Consider the following 20461-nt stretch of genomic DNA (forward strand, 5'->3'; position numbering starts at 1 on the left):
CCTGCTCCCCGGCCTCAGTCCGCGCCGGGTCCGGTGTAGTCCTCGCCGTACGCGCCGGGTGCCGGACGGCGCCGCCGCCGGGGCGGCTCCACGCCGTCCGCGAGGCGCCTGGCGGTCATCAGGAAGCCGGTGTGGCCGATCATCCGATGGTCGGGGCGGACCGCGAGGCCCTCCACGTGCCAGGTCCTGACCATGGTCTCCCAGGCCGTCGGCTCGTTGAAGCTGCCGTGCGCGCGGACGGTCTCCACGACGCGTGCCAGCTGGGTGGTGGTCGCGACGTAGGCGCACACGATGCCGCCGGGCACCAGGGCCTTGGCGACCGCGTCCAGGCATTCCCAGGGCGCGAGCATGTCCAGGATGACGCGGTCGACGTCGGTGTCCGAGAGGTTGTCCTGGAGGTCCCCGACGGTCAGCCGCCAGGCGGGGTGCTCGGCGCCGAAGTACCGGGTGACGTTCTCCCTGGCGATGTCCGCGAAGTCGGCGCGCCGTTCGTAGGAGTGGAGCATCCCCTGGTCGCCGATGGCGCGCAGCAGGAAGGTGCTCAGCGATCCCGAGCCGACCCCGGCCTCGACGACGCGCGCCCCGGGGAAGATGTCGGCCATGGCCAGGATCTGCCCCGCGTCCTTGGGGTAGACCACGGCGGCACCGCGGGGCATGGACAGGACGTAGTCGGGGAGCAGGGGGCGCAGCGCCAGATAGGCGACGTTGCCCGTGGTGCGGACGACGGTTCCCTCGGGGGCGCCGATCAGCTCGTCGTGCGGGAAGGCTCCCTTGTGGGTGTGGAAGCTCTTCCCGGCCTCGAGCGTGAAGGTGTAGTGGCGTCCCTTGGGATCGGTGAGCTGGACCTGGTCCCCGACCTGGAAGGGCCCGCGACGGCGGGCGGCGCCGGTCGGTTCGGACATGATCCCACCCTAGTCCAGCCGGGTGGTGGCGCCGAACAGGGCCCGGGACAACACACCTAGGGGGTGGGTGAGGCGCCGGGGGACGGGGCGGTGCGGGACATCGCGTTGATGAAGGCGCGTTCCACGTCGCTGGTGGACAGCACGCCGTAGATCTCGCCGGTGTCCTCGACCACCAGGTACTCGGTGGCCGGGGTGGCGCGCAGGTGGTCGAGCAGTCCCTCGCCGCTCAGGTCGGCGGGCATCCGCATGCCCTCGGTGAGGTCCTGGGCCAGGGTGCCGACCGGGACCCAGGGGCGGCGGTGCTGCGGGATGCCGGCGATGCCCGCCTCCCGCACCAGCGCGACCGGCTCGCCCGTGCCGTCCACCACGACCAGCGCCCGGGCGCCGGCGTCGTTGGCCCGGCGCAGGGCCTCGGACAGCGGCATCTCGCCGGAGACCGGCACCGCCCGGCGGGTGAGCAGGCGGGCGGTCAGGTCGGGCAGCCGCTCGCGCAGCCGGGCCATCCGCAGGCTGTTGCCCGCGCCGGTCCAGATGATGGCGGCCAGGATCGCCGCCAGCAGGGCGTCGGTGAGCGAGGCGATGCCGGTGAACGAGTCGCGGTCGGTGAGGGATCCGGTGTGGGTGGCGAGCGGGAAGCCGACGAGCACGGCGACGGCCAGCGCCCGGCCGGTCCACGCGGCGGCGACGGTGCCGGCCATGGGCCGGCCCGACAGCTTCCACACGACGGCGCGGAGCATCCGGCCACCGTCCAGCGGCAGCCCGGGCAGCAGGTTGAAGACGGCGACGATCAGGTTGGAGATCATCAGCCCGGCCAGCAGCACGCCGGGCACCGTGCCGGACTCGACCGCGAGCATCCCGGCGTAGCAGACCCCGGCGAGCACCAGCGAGAGCAGCGGCCCGACGCCGGCCAGGACGAACTCGCGTCCCGGGGTCTGGGAGTCCTTCTCGATCTCCGAGACGCCGCCGAAGAACTGCAGTTGGATGCGGCGCACGGGGAGGTCGAAGCGGAGCGCGGCGACGGTGTGCGCGAGCTCGTGCACCAGCACCGAGGCGTAGAAGGCGACGGCGAAGAAGAGAGACACGAGATACCGGCTGCCGCCGAGCTCGGGCAGCACCCGGTCCAGCTGGTTGCCGAAGAACCAGGTGATGAGCGCGGCGACCAGGAACCAGCTGGGGGCGACGTAGACCGGGACGCCCAGCACCCGGCCCATCAGCAGGCCGCCACCGGCGCTCCTCGGGCGGGGCGGCCCGTCGTCCTGGCCCTTCTGGCCTCCGGCACGCGGTGTCCGGTCCGATTCCGAGTCTCCCACCAGGTCCCCTTGCTGCGAACGGGCTCCGTACCTCGCCGGTGCCTCGGCAGCGATCATGCCGGGCGTACGGGTCCGAAGTCGATGGTAAGCGGCTACTTGTCAGTGACGCGCCGTAGGGTTCGCCACATGGAACGGTCAACCACCGCGCGTCCAGATTCCCTTTCACCTTCCAGGGCCGCGGACTTCATGCAGTGTCCCCTGCTGTACCGCTTCCGGGTGATCGACAAACTGCCCGAGGCACCGAATGCCGCGGCGACCCGCGGCACCGTGGTGCACGCGGTGCTGGAGCGGGTCTTCGACGTGCCCGCCGCGGAGCGGAGCGTGCCGCGGGCCCGCGCGCTGGTGGTGCGGGAGTGGGAGCGGCTGCTGGCCCGGCGTCCCGAACTGGCCGGGCTGTTCGCGGCGGAGACGGCCGAGGCGGCCGAGGCGTCGGCGGGCCGGCAGGACGGCGACCCGGCGGAGGGTGCCGGGGGCGCTGCGGAGGCGGACGGGTCCGGAGCGGCCGGTCCGGTGGCGCCGGACCCGGCGCGGCTGGCGGAGTGGCTGGCCGGCGCCGAGGAGTTGGTGGAGCGGTGGTTCTCGCTGGAGGACCCGACGCGTCTGGAGCCGGCCGAGCGGGAGCTGTTCGTCGAGACCCGGCTGGAGTCCGGGCTGCGCCTGCGGGGCGTGATCGACCGGGTGGACATCGCGCCCACCGGCGAGGTCCGCGTCGTGGACTACAAGACCGGTAAGGCGCCGGGGCCCCAGTTCGCGGGCGGCGCGCTGTTCCAGATGAAGTTCTACGCACTGGTGCTGTGGCGGCTGCGCGGCGTGGTGCCGCGCCGGCTGCAGCTGGTCTACCTGGGCAGCGGCGAGGTGCTGACGTACGACCCGGACGAGTCGGACCTGCTCGGCGTGGAGCGCAAGCTGCTGGCCCTGTGGGAGGCCATCCGGCGGGCCACCGAGTCGGGCGACTGGCGACCCAGCCGGAGCCGGCTGTGCGGCTGGTGCGACCACCAGGCGCGCTGCCCGGAGTTCGGCGGCACTCCCCCGCCGTATCCGCTGGTCGTGCAGCCTGAGTTGCCGCTCCAGGCCCGGGCGTCCGCGGCGCCGGAGCGGGCCGAGGGCCCCGCCGGCGGCGAGGCCGGAGACGGCGCCGTGGACGGGACCGGGGACGGGACCGGGGACGGGACCGGGGATGGGACCGAGGACGGGACAGGGGACGGCGGCGAGCCCGGCGCGGCGGTCAGGGCCGGGGAGCGCCCCGGCGAGGCACCGGCGCTGCGGTAGGCGAGAATGGGGTTCCGCTAGCCGAAGGGTGCCCCCATGCCGATCCGCGTTCTGCTGGTCGACGACCAGCCGCTGCTGCGCACCGGGTTCCGGATGATCCTCGAGGCGGAGCAGGACGTGGCCGTCGTCGGCGAGGCCGGCGACGGGCTGCAGGCCCTCGACCAGGTCAGAGCGCTGCAGCCGGACGTGGTGCTGATGGACATCCGGATGCCCCGGATGGACGGCGTGGAGGCGACCCGGCAGATCACCGGCCCCGCCAAGGACGGCCCCGCGAAGGTGCTGGTGCTGACCACCTTCGACCTCGACGAGTACGTGGTGGAGGCGCTCCGCGCCGGCGCCAGCGGGTTCCTGCTGAAGGACGCCCCGGCCGCCGAACTGGTGCAGGCCATTCGGGTGGTGGCGGCCGGCGAGGCGATGCTGGCGCCCAGCGTCACCCGCCGCCTGCTCGACATGTACGCGGGCCGGCTGCCCTCGGGCGAGGAGCCGGTGCCCGACTCGCTGACCACGCTGACCGAGCGCGAGGTCGAGGTGCTGAAGCTGGTGGCGCGCGGCCTGTCCAACGCGGAGATCGCCGCCGACCTGTTCGTCAGCGAGACCACCGTGAAGACGCACGTGGGCCACGTGCTCACCAAGCTGGAGCTGCGGGACCGGGTGCAGGCCGCCGTCTTCGCCTACGAGAGCGGGCTGGTCCGGCCGGGCAACTGACGGGCACCGGGCGGGCACCGGCTACATGCCGGGGATCTTGCCGATCTCCCAGAAGCGGAAGACGGTGGAGACGTCCAGCGTCCACTCCAGTCCGGTGATGTCCTCGGCGGCGACCGCGTACTGCCGGCCCTGCCAGAGCGGGATCAGCGGCAGCTCGTCGGCGACGATGTCCTGGATCGTCCCGAAGTCGTCGATGGTCTGCACCCGGTCGCTCTGGGTGGCGGTGCGCGGCAGCAGCTCGTCGGTGATCCGGCCGGCGTCGTAGTGGTTCGCCAGCACGTTGTCCTGGCCGAAGAACGGCGCGGTGAAGTTGTCCGGGTCCGGGTAGTCGGGCACCCAGCCGCGCACGTACGCGGCGTAGTCGCCGTTCGCGACGCCCTCGGCGAACTCCTCGGTGTCCGCGCTGCGGACGGTGGCCTCGAAGAGACCGCTGTCGTTGAGCTGCCTCGCGAGGTACTCGAACGCGGCCACGGTGTCGGGGCCGAAACGCACCGGCGTGGCCCACAGGGTCAGCCGCACCGGCTCGGTGATGCCGGCGTCCCGGAGCTCCTCCTCCGCGAGGTCCGGCTCCGGGGTGCTGCCGTAGCGGTCGTAGAAGGCGGTGTTGTGGCCGGTGATACCGGCGGGAACGATGGAGTACAGCGGTTCGGTGGTGCGCTGGTAGACGTCCCGGGTGAGCGCCGACCGGTCGAGCAGGTAGGCGACGGCCCGGCGCACCGCCGGCTCACCCGCCACCGGGTCGGCCATGTTGAAGACCAGGTGCTGCACCTCGGCGCTGGTGCCGTCCACCACCTTCAGGTCGTCGTGCTGGTCGAGCGTGGAGGTCTCCAGTTCGGCGATGTCCTCGGCCGACAGCCCGCGGTAGGCGACGTCCACCGCGCCGCTGACCACGGCCCGCCTCAGCGCTTCCTTGTCGCCGTGGAAGAGCCGCATCGTCATGCCGGAGTTCTGCACCTCGGCCGGTCCCTGGTAGTCCGGGTTGACCTCGAAGACGGCCTCGTCGCGGTCGTAGGTCTCCAGGGTGTAGACGCCCGAGCCGACCGCCTGGCCATCGGTGCGCAGCGTGTTCGCCGGATACTCCCGGTGGTCCACGATGGACCCCGCGCCGGAGGCGATCTTCAGCGGGAACGTGGCGTCGGGCTGGCTCAGGTGGAAGGTGATGGTGTGCTCGTCCGGCGTCTCGATGCGGTCGATGGAGGAGAGCATCACGGCGGGGCCGTTGGGGTCGTCGATGCGCAGCGTGCGCTCGAAGGAGTAGCGCACGTCGGTCGAGGTGAGTTCGTTGCCGTTGCTGAAGGTCAGACCGTCCCGCAGGATGCACGTGAAGCGCTGGCTGATCCGGTCGGTGAACCCGCACTCCTGGGCCGCCTCGGGCTGCGGCTCGCTGCCGCCGCGGGGGAAGCTCAGCAGTGACTGGAAGACGTTGTTGAACACCAGCCAGGAGCCCGGGTCGTACCCGGAGGCCGGGTCGACGGCGAGGACGTCGTCCGTCATCCCCATGACGATCGCCTCGCCCTGGCCGGGGCCGTCGTCGTCCAGCCATCCACAGCCGCCGAGCAGGGTGGCGGCCAGCCCCAGGACAAGCGGGACCGCCGCCCACCGGACGCGTTTCCTCACGTGCTTCTTCCTCAGTCTCTCGTGCGTCGTGCCGCGCCGCCCGGCCGCGTGCGCGGCGCGAGAGCGGCCTCGACGAGGCTAACCCGGGCGGCCCGCGCCACCGGCGGGGGCACCCGCCCGGCCGCGACCCAGCGGGCGCGTCGTCCGCACGGCGGCGGGGGCGGCCAGGGAGCGGAGGAAGGCCAGGTCGACGGCCTCGAGCGAGCCCACCACCATCCGGCCGGTGGCGGGCGGGATCGGCGCCACGGAGGGCACCGCGATCACCCGGCAGCCGGCCGCCTCGGCCGACGCCACCCCGGTGGCCGTGTCCTCCACGGCCACGCAGCGCGCCGGCTCGGCGCCCAGCCGGGCCGCGGCGGTCAGGTACGGGTCGGGGTGCGGCTTGGTGCGCGGCACCTCGTCGCCGGCGATGGTGAGCGTGAAGCTCTCCGCGCCCAGCGACACCAGCATGCGGTCGATGACGGTCCGGTGCGACGCCGACACCAGGGCGGTGGGCACGCCATGCGCGGCCAGCTCGGTCAGCAGCCGCCGGGCGCCCGGCATCAGTGCCACACCGCGGTCGATGCGGCGCAGGAACGCGGCGTTGAGCAGCCCCTTCAGCTCCTCCAGCGTGATGTCGGCGCCCGTCTGCTCGATGAGGTACCCCGCGCTGCGGGTCATCGGGCCACCGACCACCACCTGCCGGTGGCGCTCCGCCAGCCGGTGCCCCAGGCCGCGGAACACCTCCACCTCGGCGTCCCACCAGAACCCCTCGGTGTCCACGAGAGTGCCGTCCATGTCGAGCAGGACGGCCCGCGGGTCGGGCTCGGGAACCAGCCGGGTGTCGAGGGCCGGAAAGGAACGTGTCATCCGCGCACACCTCCGTAGGGGGCGAGAAGGCCGGCCACGCCCCTCTCCCGAAAGGGGTGGCCGGCCTTGTACCGGATCGTCCAGTCTACGCCCGGAGATGAACGCTCGCCCGACGCCCGGCGCTGAGGCGTTAGCGGGCGTTGAAATAGTTGGCTTCCGGATGGTGCAGCACGATCGCGTCCGTGGACTGCTCCGGGTGCAGCTGGTACTCCTCGGAGAGGGTCACGCCGATGCGCTCGGGGCGCAGCAGCTCGGCGATCTTGGCGCGGTCCGCCAGCTCGGGGCAGGCCGGGTAGCCCAGCGAGTAGCGGCAGCCCTGGTACTCGGTGCGGAACATGCCGGCGAGCTGCTCCGGATCCTTGCCCGCGATGCCCAGCTCGGCACGGACCCGGGCGTGCCAGTACTCGGCCAGCGCCTCGGCGAGCTGCACGGACAGGCCGTGCAGCTCCAGGTAGTCGCGGTAGGCGTCCGCGGCGAAGAGCTCGGCGGTGGCCTCGCTGACCCGCGGCCCCACGGTGACGGTCTGCAGCGCCACGACGTCCCGCTCGCCGCTCTCGGCGGGGCGGAAGAAGTCGGCCAGGCACAGCCGGCGACCGCGGCTCTGCCGGGGGAACGTGAAGCGGGTGCGCTCCCCGCCGTCCTCGTCGAGGATGACCAGGTCGTCGCCCTCGGCGTGGCAGGGGAAGTAGCCGTAGACCACGGCCGCCTCCAGCAGGCCCTCGGTGTGCAGCCGGTCCAGCCAGCCGCGCAGCCGGGGCCGGCCCTCGATCTCCACCAGCTCCTCGTACGACGCGGCGTCGGCGCCGCGGGACGCCTTCAGGCCCCACTGGCCCTTGAACAGCGCGTCCTCGTCCAGCCACTCGGCGTACTCCTTGAGGGCGATCCCCCGGACCACCCGGGTGCCCGTGAAGGGCGGCCGCGGCACCGGCACGTCGACGGCGGTGGCCGACCGCACGGGCACGGCCGCGTCGGCGCCGGCGGCGCCCTCGCCGGCCGGTCCCTCGGCCTCCCGGCGGGGCACCCGGCGGCGCTTCAGCTCGGGCAGCACGGCGCCCGGCACGCCCCGCTTCACCGCGACCAGGGCGTCCATCAGCCGCAGCCCCTCGAAGGCGTCCCTGGCGTAGCGGACCTCGCCCTGGTAGATCTCGTGCAGGTCCTGCTCGACGTAGGCGCGGGTGAGCGCGGCACCGCCGAGGATCACGGGGAAGTCGGTGGCCATGCCGCGGCGGTTGAGCTCCTCCAGGTTCTCCTTCATCACCACGGTGGACTTCACCAGCAGCCCGGACATGCCGATCACGTCGGCCCGGTGCTCCTCCGCGGCGTCGAGGATGGCCGAGACCGGCTGCTTGATGCCGAGGTTGACCACGTTGTAGCCGTTGTTGGTGAGGATGATGTCCACCAGGTTCTTGCCGATGTCGTGGACGTCGCCGCGGACGGTGGCCAGCACGATGGTGCCCTTGCCGGCGTCGTCGGACTTCTCCATGTGCGGTTCCAGGTGGGCCACCGCGGCCTTCATCACCTCGGCGGACTGGAGCACGAACGGCAGCTGCATCTGGCCCGAGCCGAAGAGCTCGCCGACCACCTTCATGCCGGCGAGCAGCGTGTCGTTGACGATGTCGAGGGCCGGCCGCTCCCGGAGCGCCTCGTCGAGGTCGTCGGTCAGGCCGTTGCGCTCGCCGTCGATGATCCGGCGCTGGAGGCGTTCCTCCAGCGGCAGGGCCAGCAGTTCCTGCGCCTTGCCGGCCTTCATCGACCTGGTGTCCACGCCCTCGAAGAGCTGCAGGAAGCGCTGCAACGGGTCGTAGCCGGGGCGGCGCCGGTCGTGGATCAGGTCGAGGGCGACCTCGACCTGCTCGGCGTCGATGCGGGCGATGGGGAGGATCTTCGCGGCGTGCACGATGGCCGAGTCGAGTCCGGCCTGGACGCACTCGTCCAGGAAGACCGAGTTCAGCACCAGGCGGGCCGCGGGGTTGAGGCCGAAGGAGATGTTGGACAGGCCGAGGGTGGTCTGCACGTCCGGGTGGCGCCGCTTGAGCTCGCGGATCGCCTCGATGGTGTTCCTGCCGTCCTCGCGGGACTCCTCCTGTCCCGTGCAGATGGTGAAGGTGAGGCAGTCGATGATGATGTCGCTCTCGGCGACGCCCCAGGTGCCGGTGAGGTCGGCGATCAGCCGCTCGGCGATGGCGACCTTGGCCTCGACGCTGCGGGCCTGGCCCTGCTCGTCGATGGTGAGGGCCATCAGCGCGGCGCCGTGTTCCACCGCCAGGCGGGTGATCCGGGCGAACCGGGAGTCGGGGCCGTCGCCGTCCTCGTAGTTGACGGAGTTGATGACCGCGCGGCCACCCAGCGCCTCGAGCCCGGCCTGGATCACGCCGGGCTCCGTGGAGTCGAGCACCACGGGCAGCGTCGAGGCCGTGGCGAACCGGCCGGCCAGCTCCCGCATGTCCGCCACGCCGTCCCGGCCGACGTAGTCCACGCACAGGTCGAGCAGGTGGGCGCCCTCGCGGATCTGCTCCCTGGCCAGCTCCACGCAGTCGTCCCAGCGGCCCTCCAGCATGGCGGTGCGGAACTTCTTCGAGCCGTTGGCGTTGGTCCGCTCGCCGATCGCCAGGTACGCGGTGTCCTGCCGGAACGGCACCGTCTGGTAGAGCGAGGAGGCGCCCGGCTCGGGGCGCGGGTCGCGCGGGGCCGGGGTCAGGTCCCGCACCCGCTCCACGACCTGGCGCAGGTGCTCGGGCGTGGTGCCGCAACAGCCGCCCACCAGGGACAGGCCGAACTCGGCGACGAAGGTCTCGTGGGCGTCGGCGAGCTCGCCGGGGGTGAGCGGGTAGTGGGCGCCGTCCCGGCCCAGCACGGGCAGGCCGGCGTTGGGCATGCAGGACAGCGGCTTCCTGGCGTGCCGGGCGAGGTACCGCAGGTGCTCGCTCATCTCGGCGGGGCCGGTGGCGCAGTTCAGCCCGATCATGTCGACGCCCAACGGCTCCAGCGCGGTGAGCGCGGCGCCGATCTCGGAGCCGAGCAGCATGGTGCCGGTGGTCTCGACGGTCACCTGGACCAGCAGCGGCAGGTCCACGCCCGTGGCGGCCAGGGCGCGCCGGGTGCCGAGCACCGCGGCCTTGGTCTGCAGCAGGTCCTGGCTGGTCTCCACGACGAGCGCGTCGGCGCCGCCGGCGACCAGCCCCTCGGCGTTCAGCTGGTAGGCGTCGCGGAGCGCGGCGTAACCGATGTGGCCCAGGGTGGGCAGCTTGGTGCCGGGGCCCATCGAGCCGAGCACCCAGCGCTGCCGCCCGTCCGCGGCGGTGAACTCGTCGGCCACCTCGCGGGCGATCCGGCCGCCAGCCTCGGACAGCTCGACGATCCGGTCGGCGATGTCGTACTCGCCGAGGGCGGCCAGGTTGGCGCCGAAGGTGTTGGTCTCGACGCAGTCCACGCCCGCCTGGAAGTACTCCCGGTGGACCGAGGCCACGATGTCGGGGCGGGTGACGTTGAGGACCTCGTTGCAGCCCTCCAGCTGCTGGAAGTCGTCGAGCGAGGGCTCCTGCGCCTGGAGCATGGTGCCCATCCCACCGTCGGCCACCACGACGCGGGAGGCGAGGGCGTCGCGCAGGGCGGCGGCGCGCTGCCGCTGGTCGGCGAGCCCGGTCGAGTCCGGCGGGGCGGCGGGGCGGTCGGCGGATTCGGGGGGACTGAGCGAGGTCATGGGCGGGCTCCCAGGATGCGACGGCTGTCGGCTATGCACCCGGCGCCGCCGGGAGCACCCGGCCAGCGTAGCCGGACCGGGCCGCGCGTCCCCGGGTATTCCGGGGTCCGGACGGCCTTAGACTCATTTCCGGCTTCCGGGGGTATCGACATCACCCGATGTCGTTCGACAATGCCGAACAGGGCCGGTGACCCGTTGCCGGTCCCCCGCCACCCGCCGCCAGCGCGGCCGGGCGGCCGTCATGGTGATGGACAGCAGGGAGGCAGCCCGATGGCGCGGACCATTCAGTCGCTGGAGCGAGCCGCGGCCGTGCTGCGGCTGCTGGCCGGTGGCGAGCGGCGCCTGGGCCTGTCGGACATCGCCTCCTCCATAGGCCTCGCCAAGGCCACCACGCACGGCCTGCTGCGCACGCTCCAGCAGGAGGGCTTCGTCGAGCAGGACGAGCGGTCCGGGCGGTACCAGCTCGGCGCCGAGCTGCTGCGCCTCGGCAACAGCTACCTGGACGTGCACGAGCTGCGCGCCCGGGCGCTGGTGTGGACCGACGACCTGGCCAGGGCCAGCGGCGAGAGCGCCTATCTGGGCGTGCTGCACCAGCAGGGGGTGCTGATCGTGCACCACGTCTTCCGGCCGGACGACAGCCGCCAGGTGCTGGAGATCGGGGCCATGCAGCCCCTGCACAGCACCGCCCTGGGGAAGGTTCTGGCCGCCTTCGACCCGGTGGCGCACAACGAGGCGATGGACGGCGGCTTCCAGGCGATCACCGCACGCACCGTGACCGACCCGGCCGAGTTCGACGCGGGCCTCGATCTGGTGCGGGCGCGCGGCTGGGCCAGCGACGTGGGCGAGACATGGGACGGGGTGGCCTCGATCGCCGCGCCGATCCTCGACCGCCGCAAGATGCCGGTGGGCGCGGTCGGCATCACCGGCGCCGTGGAGCGCATGCAGTCCGACGGCGAACTGGGGCCCCGACTGGTCGCGGCGGTACGGGACTGCGCCCGTTCCGTGTCGCGCGACCTCGGGGTCGGGCGTTTCTAGGACAATCCCCACGAGTCGGGAATCCGCCGGCGCCGTGAGTTCTCTGCCGCACAGCCTCTTGACGGCACGGCTTCCCGGAGAAAAACTGCCGGTCAATGGTCGACATTGTCGAACAATGGACGAGGGTTGACCGTCAATCCCCTGGACGTAGGACAAAGGAGTCACGGTGTCCAGCTCCGACATCTTTTTCGGCGAGGTCGTCGGCACCGCCGTGCTGACCCTGCTCGGTGGCGGCGTGTGCGCCGCCGTCTCGCTCAAGAAATCCAAGGCGTTCGAGGCGGGCTGGGTTGCCGTCACCTTCGGGTGGAGCATCGCCGTGCTCGCCGGCGCCTACATCTCCTTCGGGCTCTCCGGCGGCCATCTCAACCCCGCCGTCACCATAGGCGTGGCCGTCGACACGGGCGAGTGGGGCGACGTGCCGACCTACCTGGCCGGCCAGATGCTCGGATCCCTGATAGGCCCGCTGCTCGTCTGGCTCGCCTACTACGGACACTTCGAGGCGCATCTGCGCGGTCTCGAGGTCACCGGGGGCTCGCAGACTCCCGGCCCCGAGACGGTGAAGCAGCCACGGGACGCGGGCCCCAGGCCGGCCGCCGACCCCAAGGCTCCCGGCCCGGTGCTGGGCGTCTTCGCCACCGCCCCCGAGATTCGCAACCCGGTGCAGAACGTGGTCACCGAGGCCATCGCCACCGCCGTCCTCATCCTGCTGGTGCTGAGCGTCGGGATCAACGAGGGTCTCGTGCTCTCCGGCACCGGCGTCCTCATCGTCGCGCTGACGGTGCTCGGCCTCGGCCTGTCACTCGGCGGCCCCACGGGGTACGCGATCAACCCGGTCCGCGACCTGGGCCCACGGATCGTGCACGCCCTGCTGCCGCTGCCGAACAAGGGAGGCTCCGACTGGGAGTACGCCTGGATACCCGTGGTCGGGCCCGTCATCGGCGCCGTGGTGGCCGCCGGAATCCACAACCTCATCCACTGACCTCACCCACCCCGCCGCATTCACCGATCAGGAGCCGCGGTATGACCGACACACCCACCGCCCCCCGCGAGTACATCGCGGCCATCGACCAGGGCACGACCTCCAGCCGCTGCATCGTCTTCGACCGCGACGGGCGCATCGTCTCGGTGGACCAGAAGGAACACGAGCAGATCTTCCCGCGTCCCGGCTGGGTGGAGCACGACGCCTCCGAGATCTGGACCAACGTCCAGGAGGTGGTCGCCGGCGCCCTGCAGAAGGCCGGGATCACCAAGGACGACGTCAAGGCCATCGGCATCACCAACCAGCGCGAGACCACGCTGCTGTGGGACAAGGCGACCGGTGAGCCGGTGCACAACGCCATCGTCTGGCAGGACACCCGCACGGACGCGCTCTGCCGTGAGCTCGGACGGAACGTCGGCCAGGACCGGTTCCGGCGGGAGACCGGCCTGCCGCTGGCCTCGTACTTCGCCGGCCCGAAGATCCGCTGGCTGCTGGACAACGTCGAGGGCCTGCGCGAGCGCGCCGACCGCGGCGAGCTGCTGTTCGGCACCATGGACTCCTGGGTCATCTGGAACCTCACCGGCGGCGTGGACGGCGGCGTGCACGTCACCGACGTCACCAACGCCTCGCGCACGCTGATGATGAACCTCCGCACCCTGTCGTGGGAGGAGCGCATCGTCACCTCGATCGGCGTGCCGCCGTCCGTGCTGCCGGAGATCCGGTCCTCCTCCGAGATCTACGGGCACGCCAAGGGCGGCCCGCTGGACGGCGTGCCGGTCGCCTCGGCGCTCGGCGACCAGCAGGCGGCGCTCTTCGGCCAGACCTGCTTCTCGGTCGGCGACGCCAAGTCGACGTACGGCACCGGCACCTTCCTGCTGATGAACACCGGCAGCGAGGCGATCAACTCCTACGCCGGCCTGATCACCACCGTCGGCTACCGCATCGGCGACCAGCAGCCCGTGTACGCGCTGGAGGGATCCATCGCGATCACCGGCGCCCTGGTGCAGTGGATGCGCGACCAGATGGGCCTGATCAACAGCGCCGCGGAGATCGAGACGCTCGCCCTGTCGGTGGACGACAACGGCGGCGCCTACTTCGTGCCGGCCTTCTCCGGCCTGTTCGCCCCGTACTGGCGTTCCGACGCCCGCGGCGTGATCGCCGGCCTCACCCGGTACGTCACCAAGGCGCACATCGCCCGTGCCGTGCTGGAGGCCACCGCCTGGCAGACCCGCGAGATCGTCGACGCGATGAAGAAGGACTCGGGCGTCGAGCTCACCTCGTTGAAGGTGGACGGGGGGATGACCTCGAACAACCTGCTGATGCAGAACATCACGGACTTCCTGGACGCCCCCGTGGTGCGTCCGATGGTCTCCGAGACCACCTGCCTCGGCGCCGCCTACGCCGCGGGCCTGGCGGTCGGCTTCTGGTCCAGCGTCGAGGAGCTGCGGGCCAACTGGCGGCGGGCCGCCGAGTGGACCCCGTCCATGGACCCGACCGAGCGGGAGCGCGAGTACCAGCTGTGGCTCAAGGCGGTGCAACGGACCATGGGCTGGCTCGACGAGGAGGACTGACCCCGACCGGACGCCGGCCCGACGCCGGCCCACAGCAGGGCGACGTCCGACGGACGCCATGGACGCAGGACGCCGAGGAGGAACCACGCGATGAGCACCCCGCCCCCGACCGCCGACCCCGCCGCCATATCCGGATCCGCCGCGCCCAGCGGGGGCGACCGGCGCGCCGCGACGCGGGAGCGGCTGGCCGGGGCGGTCTACGACCTTCTGGTGGTGGGCGGCGGCATCCTGGGCACCTCGGTGGCCTGGCACGCCGCCCAGGCCGGGCTGCGGGTGGCGATGGTGGACGCCGGCGACTTCGCCGGCGCCACCTCCTCCGCCTCCTCCAAGCTGGTGCACGGCGGCCTGCGGTACCTCCAGACGGGGGCGGTGCGGCTGGTCGCCGAGAACCACCACGAGCGTCGCGTGCTGGCCAGGGACGTGGCGCCGCACCTGGTCAACCCGCTCACCTTCCATCTGCCCGTCTACAAGGGCGGCCCGCACGGCGCCGCCAAGCTGGGCGCCGGCGTCTTCGCCTACTCCGCGCTGTCCGCCTTCGGCGACGGCGTCGGCCGGATCATCTCCCCGGCCAAGGCCAGGGCGGCGAACCCGGCGCTGCGCACCGAGCACCTGCGCGCGGTCGCCGTCTACGCCGACCATCAGATGAACGACGCCCGGGTCGCGGTGATGACGGTGCGCGCGGCCGTGCAGTCCGGCGCCACCGTGCTCAACCACGCGGAGGTCACCGGGCTGCGCACCAGCCGCGGTCGGGTCACCGGCGCCGAACTGCGGGACCGGCTCGACGGCACCGAGTTCGGCGTCACCGCCCGGCTGGTGCTCAACGCCACCGGGCCGTGGGTGGACCACCTGCGCCGGATGGAGCACCCCGGCGCGGCGCCCAGCATCCGGCTGTCCAAGGGCGCGCACCTGGTGCTGCGCCGGGCGACCCCGTGGCGCACCGCGCTGGCCACCCCGGTCGACCGGTACCGCATCACCTTCGCGCTGCCCTGGGAGGACCATCTGCTGCTGGGCACCACGGACGAGGTCTACGAGGGCGATCCCGGCGAGGTGGCGGCGACCGAGGCGGACATCACCCAGATCCTCGACGAGGCCGCCTGTTCGGTGCGCGACGAGCAGCTGGACCGCTCGCTGCTCACCTACGCGTTCGCCGGCCTGCGGGTGCTGCCCGGCGGGCCCGGCGGGGTCGAGTCGGCCAAGCGCGAGACCGTGCTGACCGAGGGCCGGGGCGGCATGCTGTCGGTGGCGGGCGGCAAGTGGACCACCTACCGGCACATCGGCCGCGGCGTGCTCGCCCGGCTGGCCTCGCTGCCCGGCGTGCCCGGCGCGGATCTCGGCGCCGAGATGGAGCCGGTCTCCGGCCTGGTCCGCCGGGTACCGCTGCCCGGCGTGGCCAACCCCAACGCGGTGGCCCACCGGCTGCTGGCCGACCGGGAGCTGGCCGCCCCCATGGACCCGGCGACCGCCCGGTTCCTCGCGACCCACTACGGCTCGCTCGCCTTCGAGGTCGCCGACCTGGTGCGGCGCGACCCGGCCCTGGGCGAACCGGTACACCCCGACGGGCCCGAGATCTGGGCCCAGGTCGTCTACGCGCGAGACCAGGAGTGGGCCGAGACCGTGGACGACGTGCTCCGCCGGCGTACCACGCTGACCGTGCGCGGCCTGGACACCGACGAGGTCCGGGCCCGGGTGGCCCGGCTGCTGGGCGGCGCCGGCTAGTCGGCTGGGCCCCGGGGGCCGACGAGCGGTGGCCACCGGCGCGGAACCGGAGCGCGACGGTGGTGCGGCGGAGCGTGACGCAGCACCGGCGGGAGCGCGGCCGGGGCGGGGCCGTCCCCATGCGTACGAGGGCTGCGGGGTGGGCACGGTGACGCCGTAGGCTGGGGCCGCACGGAAACATCGGCAGCCGGGGCGGGCCGTCCCGCACCGGCCGGAAGGAGGCGCTGGGTGATCGAGCTCGAGGGCATTCCCGAGCTGGTCGACCCGGTCATGGTGGCCGCGTTCGAAGGCTGGAACGATGCCGGTGACGCCGCCTCCGCCGCGGTCGCCCATCTCGAACGGGAGTGGAAGGGCGAGGTGTTCGCGGCGTTGGACGCCGAGGACTACTACGACTTTCAGGTGAACCGGCCGCACATGTGGCTGGACGCCGGCGTGCGGCGCGTCACCTGGCCGACCACCCGGCTGTCCGTCGCGCGGGTCGGCTCGGAGCACGGCGCCGAGCGTCGGCGGGACCTGGTGCTGGTGCGCGGCATCGAGCCGAGCATGCGGTGGCGCTCGTTCTGCAACGAGATCCTCGGCTTCGCCCACGAGTTGGGCGTGGAGATGGTGGTGGTGCTCGGCGCGCTGCTGGGCGACACCCCGCACACCCGTCCGGTTCCGGTGACGAGCGTGACGTCGGACGAGGAGCTCGCGCGCACCCTGGACCTGGAGGAGTCGCGGTACGAGGGGCCGACCGGCATCGTCGGCATCCTTCAGGAGGCCTGTGCGCACGCCGGGGTGCCGGCGGTGAGCCTGTGGGCGGCGGTGCCGCACTACGTGTCGCAGCCGCCGAACCCGAAGGCGTCGCTGGCCCTGCTGAACGCCCTGGAGGACCTGCTGGGCGTGGGCGTGCCGCTGGGCGACCTGCCGGAGGACGCCCGGGCCTGGCAGATCGGCGTGGACCAGCTGGCCGCCGAGGACAGCGAGGTCGCCGAGTACGTGCAGTCGTTGGAGCAGGTCAGGGACACCGCCGAGCTGCCGGAGGCGTCGGGCGAGGCGATCGCCAAGGAGTTCGAGCGGTACCTACGCCGCCGGGACGGCTCGACGCCGGGCGTCGACGGCGGCAGCGGCACGTACCTGCGCGATCCGGGCAGCGGCCGGACCCGGCCGCGCCGCCGGCCGCCCGAGAACGAGCCGTCGTCCGATCAGGGCGACCGAGGCGACCAGAGCGGACGGGGCGACCAGAGCGGTCAGGACCAGAGCGGCCAGGGCGACGGCGACGAGTAGCCGCCGCGCCCGGTCGCTCAGATCGCCACGCCCAGCAGGGCGTCCACGGCCCGACTCACCAGCCCGGGGGCGCCCGGGTCGTCGCCCCCGGTGGCCAGCTGCGTCTCGGCCCAGTCGTCCACCGCCGTGAGCGCGGACGGGGCGTCCAGATCGTCGGCCAGTGCGGCACGGATCCGCCGCGGCACCTCGTCGGCGGGCGCCCCGTCCGGCCGGGAGACCGCCGCCCGCCAGCGCGCCAGGCGGGCCACCGCGTCGGCCAGCACCGCGTCCGTCCACTCCCAGTGCGTGCGGTAGTGGTTGGCGAGCAGGGCCAGCCGGATCGCGGCCGGGTCCACACCGTCGTTCCGCAGCGCGGAGACGAAGACCAGGTTCCCCTTCGACTTGGACATCTTCTCGCCGTCGTAGGCGACCAGCCCGGCGTGCACGTAGCTGGTGGCGTACGGATGGTCGCCGGTGAGCACCTGGGCGTGCGAGGCGCCCATCTCGTGGTGCGGGAAGGCGAGGTCGAAGCCGCCGCCCTGCATGTCGAAGCCCATGCCGAGGTGTTCCAGCGCGATGGCGACGCACTCGATGTGCCAGCCGGGTCGGCCCCGGCCCAACGAGCCGCCGTCCCAGGACGGTTCGCCCGGCCGCGCGGCGCGCCACAGCAACGGGTCCAGCGGGTTCTTCTTGCCGGGCCGCTCGGGATCGCCGCCGCGCTGCGCCGAGAGCACCCGCATCGCGGCCGCGTCCAGCCCGGACACCGAGCCGAAGTGCCGGTCGGCGTCCACCGAGAAGTAGACGTCGCCCTCCAGGTCGTAGGCCGCGCAGTGCGACCGCAGCCGCTCCACGAGCGGGATGATGAGCGGTATCGACTCGACGGCGCCGCAGTAGTGCCGCGGCGGGAGCACCCGGAGCGCGGTCATGTCCTCGCGGAACAGCGATGTCTCCCGCTCGGCCAGCGCCCGCCAGTCCTCACCGGTGTCGGCGGCCCGCTCCAGCAGCGGGTCGTCGACGTCGGTGACGTTCTGCACGAAGTGCACCTCGTGGCCGGCGTCCAGCCAGACCCGTTGCACCAGGTCGAAGGCCGTGTAGGTGGCGGCGTGCCCGATGTGTGTGGCGTCGTAGGGCGTGATCCCGCAGACGTACAGCCGAGCAACCGGCCCGGGGGTGAGGGTGACCCGTCCGCCCGACGCCGTGTCGTGAACAGTGAGGTCGGGCCCCTGACCGGGCAGAGCGGGAACGTTGGGGGCGGGCCAGGCGTACATGCCCCGAGCCTAACCGGAGGATCGACCCCCGGACGACACGGGCCTGAGCGGTGCTCAGAGGATCGGCCAGGGGAGGGCCGGCCATTCGCCGCTCGGCCGGGGGTAGCGGCCGGTGCGCAGCAGCTCGGCCGTTCTGGCGCGCAGCGCCTGGCGTTCCTCGTCGCTGATCAGGGCGTGCAGCCGAACGGCCAGCGGGCGGCCCTCGGCCAGCTCCGGCGCGAGCCGGCGCAGCGCCGCCAGCACGACGTCCGGCAGCGGCTCCCCCGCCCAGCCCCAGAGCAGGGTGCGCAGCTTGTCGTCCGTGTGGAACGTCACGCCGTGGTCGATGCCGTACAGCCGGCCGTCGGGCAGCGGCAGCAGGTGGCCACCCTTGCGGTCGGCGTTGTTGATGACCGCGTCCAGCGCGGCCATCCGGCGCAGCCGCTCGTCGTCGGCGTGCACCAGCAGCGCGGACCGGCCCTCGCCGACGGTGGCCCGCACCACGGCCCGCCAGCCGGGTGCCGGCGCGTCGCCCTCGACGAGGGCGAGCAACTCGTCCGGTCCCTGCCCGTCGGCGTCGGCGTCGGGTGTCTCCGCGTCCGGGGCCGGGCCCACCCACTGCTGGCACATCCCCCGGCCGAGCGGCCCGTCGCGCAGCAGGGTGGGTGGCACCAGATCCCAGCCCAGGGCCCGGCACACCTCGTAGGCGGCGACCTCGCGCTGCGCCAGCGTGCCGTCGGGGAAGTCCCACAGCGGGCGCTCGCCGGCGACCGGCTTGTAGACGCAGGGCACCCGGCGTCCCGGCAGCTCGGCGGTGGCGTAGAGGACGGCGTTGGAGGCGTCGGCGATGCGGCCGTGGACGGTGAGCTCGCCCCGCGCCAGCACCTCGACCGCGGTCAGGCCCTGCTGCGACGGTATCCGTTCTGACGCGGACATACGTGGCCCTCCGGATCGAGCGGGAGACTGCACAGCGGGCACGGCGGCCGTCCCGCGTTGACGACCTCCAGGGCGCGTTTGGCGAAGGCGCGGGCCATGGTGCCGCTCAGCCGCACGCGCAGCATGGGCGGGCCGTTCTCGTCGTCGCGCAGCAGCCGCTCCTCGGCCTCCGCGAACTCCTCCTCGGAGTCGGCGTCGAGCTCCACCAGCGCCTGGGCCTCGACGATCATGCGCTCGGTGTCGCTGTCCCAGGCCAGCGCCATGGTGCCGACCCGGAACTCCTCCTCCACCGGCGTGGTGAGGGGTCCGGCGTCGGTCAGCTCGGCCGGCGCCACGGCCGGCACCGAGGTGTTGCCGCCGGATCTCCTGACGACCTCGTCCAGCAGCTCGTCGATACGCTCGGCGAGCGCCTCCACCTGGGCCTTCTCCAGCGCAACGCTCGTGGTACGGCCCGCCGCCGTCGCCTGGAGAAAGAAGATACGGCGGCCAGGCAGTCCGACCGTCCCGGCGACGAAGCGTTCGGGAGGGTCGTAGAGGAACACCTGACGGGACACGCACTGCTCCGGGTGGTTGGTGGGACGGTGGCTCGGGTCGCTTGCTGGGTCACTGGCACCCTACTGCGCATCGTGCCCGAGGTGATCAGGAGCCGCCGCCCACCGGCGCCTCGCTGTCCTCGGCCTTCCGCGCCGCGGCTCGCTGCCCCGGCACGAACTCGGCGAGGTCGCCCGTGTCGCCGAAGCGCAGCAGCAACGGGAGCCTGCCGTAGCGGATGGCCGTCACCGACGCCGGGTGCGGGACGATGCGCTGGAAGAGGTCGAGGTGGAGGCCGAGCGCGTCGGCCACGATCGCCTTGATGTTGTCACCATGCGTGCACATCAGCCAGACCGCCTCGGGGCCGTGGTCGCCGGCGACCCGGGCGTCCCAGTCGCGCGCCGCGTCCACCACCCGGGCCTGCATGGAACGCAGCGACTCGCCGCCGGGGAAGACCACGGCGGCCGGCTGCTCGCGGACCGTCACCATCAGCGGATCCTCGGCGAGCTCCTTGAGCTCCCGGTTGGTCCAGGCGCCGTAGTCGCATTCGGTGATGCGCTCGTCCGCGTGGACCGGCAGGTCGGGGCGGGCGGTGCGCAGCGGGCCCAGCGTCTCCACGCAGCGCTGGAGCGGGCTGTGCACGGCGACGGCGAGCGGCACGCCCGCCAGCCGGGCCGGCAGCGCCGCCGCCTGGGCCACCCCGTGGCCGTCCAGACCGACCCCTGGGGTGCGGCCGGCGAGCACGCCGGTGGAGTTGGCGGTGGTACGGCCGTGACGGAGGAGCAGCAGGGTGGGCATGGCGCCCACCCTAAGCGCTGGCCGCGCCCGGACGGCGCGAGGCGCCGTCCG

General features: G+C 73.1%; 16 protein-coding genes. 7 read left to right on the forward strand and 9 right to left on the reverse strand.

Features of this window, described 5'->3' with window-relative positions:
• Window positions 1-14 precede the first annotated feature (14 nt).
• Entirely contained in the window at window positions 15-902 is an 888-nt protein-coding gene (locus ABGB06_RS28920; protein ID WP_347594711.1) for a tRNA (adenine-N1)-methyltransferase, read from the reverse strand.
• A 56-nt stretch (window positions 903-958) separates the two neighbouring features.
• Window positions 959-2212 carry a site-2 protease family protein gene (locus ABGB06_RS28925; RefSeq protein ID WP_347594712.1) on the reverse strand — a complete coding sequence of 418 codons (1254 nt, stop codon included), beginning with the start codon at window positions 2210-2212 and terminating at the stop codon, window positions 959-961.
• Between the two features lie 126 nt (window positions 2213-2338).
• On the opposite strand from ABGB06_RS28925, the gene ABGB06_RS28930 reads away from it, so the two are divergent.
• On the forward strand, window positions 2339-3481 hold the full coding sequence (locus ABGB06_RS28930) for a PD-(D/E)XK nuclease family protein (protein ID WP_347594713.1): 1143 nt from the start codon (window positions 2339-2341) through the stop codon (window positions 3479-3481).
• Between the two features lie 36 nt (window positions 3482-3517).
• Window positions 3518-4186: a response regulator transcription factor gene (locus ABGB06_RS28935; RefSeq protein ID WP_347594715.1), complete on the forward strand. Its 669-nt coding sequence runs from the start codon at window positions 3518-3520 to the stop codon at window positions 4184-4186.
• A gap of 21 nt (window positions 4187-4207) precedes the next feature.
• Here ABGB06_RS28935 and ABGB06_RS28940 read toward each other — a convergent pair whose 3' ends face one another.
• The 3 genes from ABGB06_RS28940 to metH all read right to left on the reverse strand — a co-directional run bounded on the left by ABGB06_RS28940 (window position 4208) and on the right by metH (window position 10352).
• Window positions 4208-5803 (reverse strand): ABC transporter substrate-binding protein, encoded by a 1596-nt coding sequence (locus ABGB06_RS28940; RefSeq protein ID WP_347594717.1) that lies wholly within the window; start codon window positions 5801-5803, stop codon window positions 4208-4210.
• Between the two features lie 78 nt (window positions 5804-5881).
• A complete protein-coding gene (locus ABGB06_RS28945; RefSeq protein WP_347594718.1) occupies window positions 5882-6652 on the reverse strand; it encodes an HAD family phosphatase in 771 nt (256 codons plus the stop codon).
• Between the two features lie 130 nt (window positions 6653-6782).
• Complete coding sequence (gene metH, locus ABGB06_RS28950; protein WP_347594720.1) at window positions 6783-10352, reverse strand: methionine synthase; 3570 nt, start codon at window positions 10350-10352, stop codon at window positions 6783-6785.
• A 270-nt stretch (window positions 10353-10622) separates the two neighbouring features.
• On the opposite strand from metH, the gene ABGB06_RS28955 reads away from it, so the two are divergent.
• From ABGB06_RS28955 to ABGB06_RS28975, 5 genes are all read left to right on the forward strand, one after another.
• Window positions 10623-11387: an IclR family transcriptional regulator gene (locus ABGB06_RS28955; RefSeq protein ID WP_347594722.1), complete on the forward strand. Its 765-nt coding sequence runs from the start codon at window positions 10623-10625 to the stop codon at window positions 11385-11387.
• A 166-nt stretch (window positions 11388-11553) separates the two neighbouring features.
• Window positions 11554-12366 carry an MIP/aquaporin family protein gene (locus ABGB06_RS28960; RefSeq protein ID WP_347594724.1) on the forward strand — a complete coding sequence of 271 codons (813 nt, stop codon included), beginning with the start codon at window positions 11554-11556 and terminating at the stop codon, window positions 12364-12366.
• A gap of 41 nt (window positions 12367-12407) precedes the next feature.
• The gene (gene glpK, locus ABGB06_RS28965; protein WP_347594726.1) at window positions 12408-13937 is read left to right on the forward strand and encodes a glycerol kinase GlpK; all 1530 of its coding nucleotides are present in this window, start codon (window positions 12408-12410) and stop codon (window positions 13935-13937) included.
• Window positions 13938-14027: 90 nt separating this feature from the next.
• Window positions 14028-15653, forward strand: coding sequence for a glycerol-3-phosphate dehydrogenase/oxidase (locus tag ABGB06_RS28970; RefSeq protein ID WP_347594728.1), 1626 nt, complete (start codon window positions 14028-14030; stop codon window positions 15651-15653).
• Window positions 15654-15881: 228 nt separating this feature from the next.
• The gene (locus ABGB06_RS28975; protein WP_347594730.1) at window positions 15882-16919 is read left to right on the forward strand and encodes a PAC2 family protein; all 1038 of its coding nucleotides are present in this window, start codon (window positions 15882-15884) and stop codon (window positions 16917-16919) included.
• Between the two features lie 17 nt (window positions 16920-16936).
• Here ABGB06_RS28975 and mshC read toward each other — a convergent pair whose 3' ends face one another.
• From mshC to ABGB06_RS28995, 4 genes are all read right to left on the reverse strand, one after another.
• A complete protein-coding gene (gene mshC / locus ABGB06_RS28980) occupies window positions 16937-18166 on the reverse strand; it encodes a cysteine--1-D-myo-inosityl 2-amino-2-deoxy-alpha-D-glucopyranoside ligase (protein WP_347594732.1) in 1230 nt (409 codons plus the stop codon).
• Between the two features lie 54 nt (window positions 18167-18220).
• Entirely contained in the window at window positions 18221-19081 is an 861-nt protein-coding gene (locus ABGB06_RS28985; RefSeq protein WP_347594734.1) for an SCO1664 family protein, read from the reverse strand.
• Window positions 19042-19635, reverse strand: a complete 594-nt coding sequence (locus ABGB06_RS28990) for a DUF3090 domain-containing protein (protein WP_347594736.1) — start codon at window positions 19633-19635, stop codon at window positions 19042-19044. Before ABGB06_RS28990 ends, ABGB06_RS28985 begins: the two co-directional genes overlap by 40 nt.
• Window positions 19636-19720: 85 nt before the next feature.
• A complete protein-coding gene (locus ABGB06_RS28995; RefSeq protein ID WP_347594738.1) occupies window positions 19721-20410 on the reverse strand; it encodes an MSMEG_4193 family putative phosphomutase in 690 nt (229 codons plus the stop codon).
• Window positions 20411-20461 lie beyond the last annotated feature (51 nt).

The organism is Streptomyces sp. B6B3 (genome assembly GCF_039871525.1).
Classification (GTDB): Bacteria; Actinomycetota; Actinomycetes; order Streptomycetales; family Streptomycetaceae; genus Streptomyces.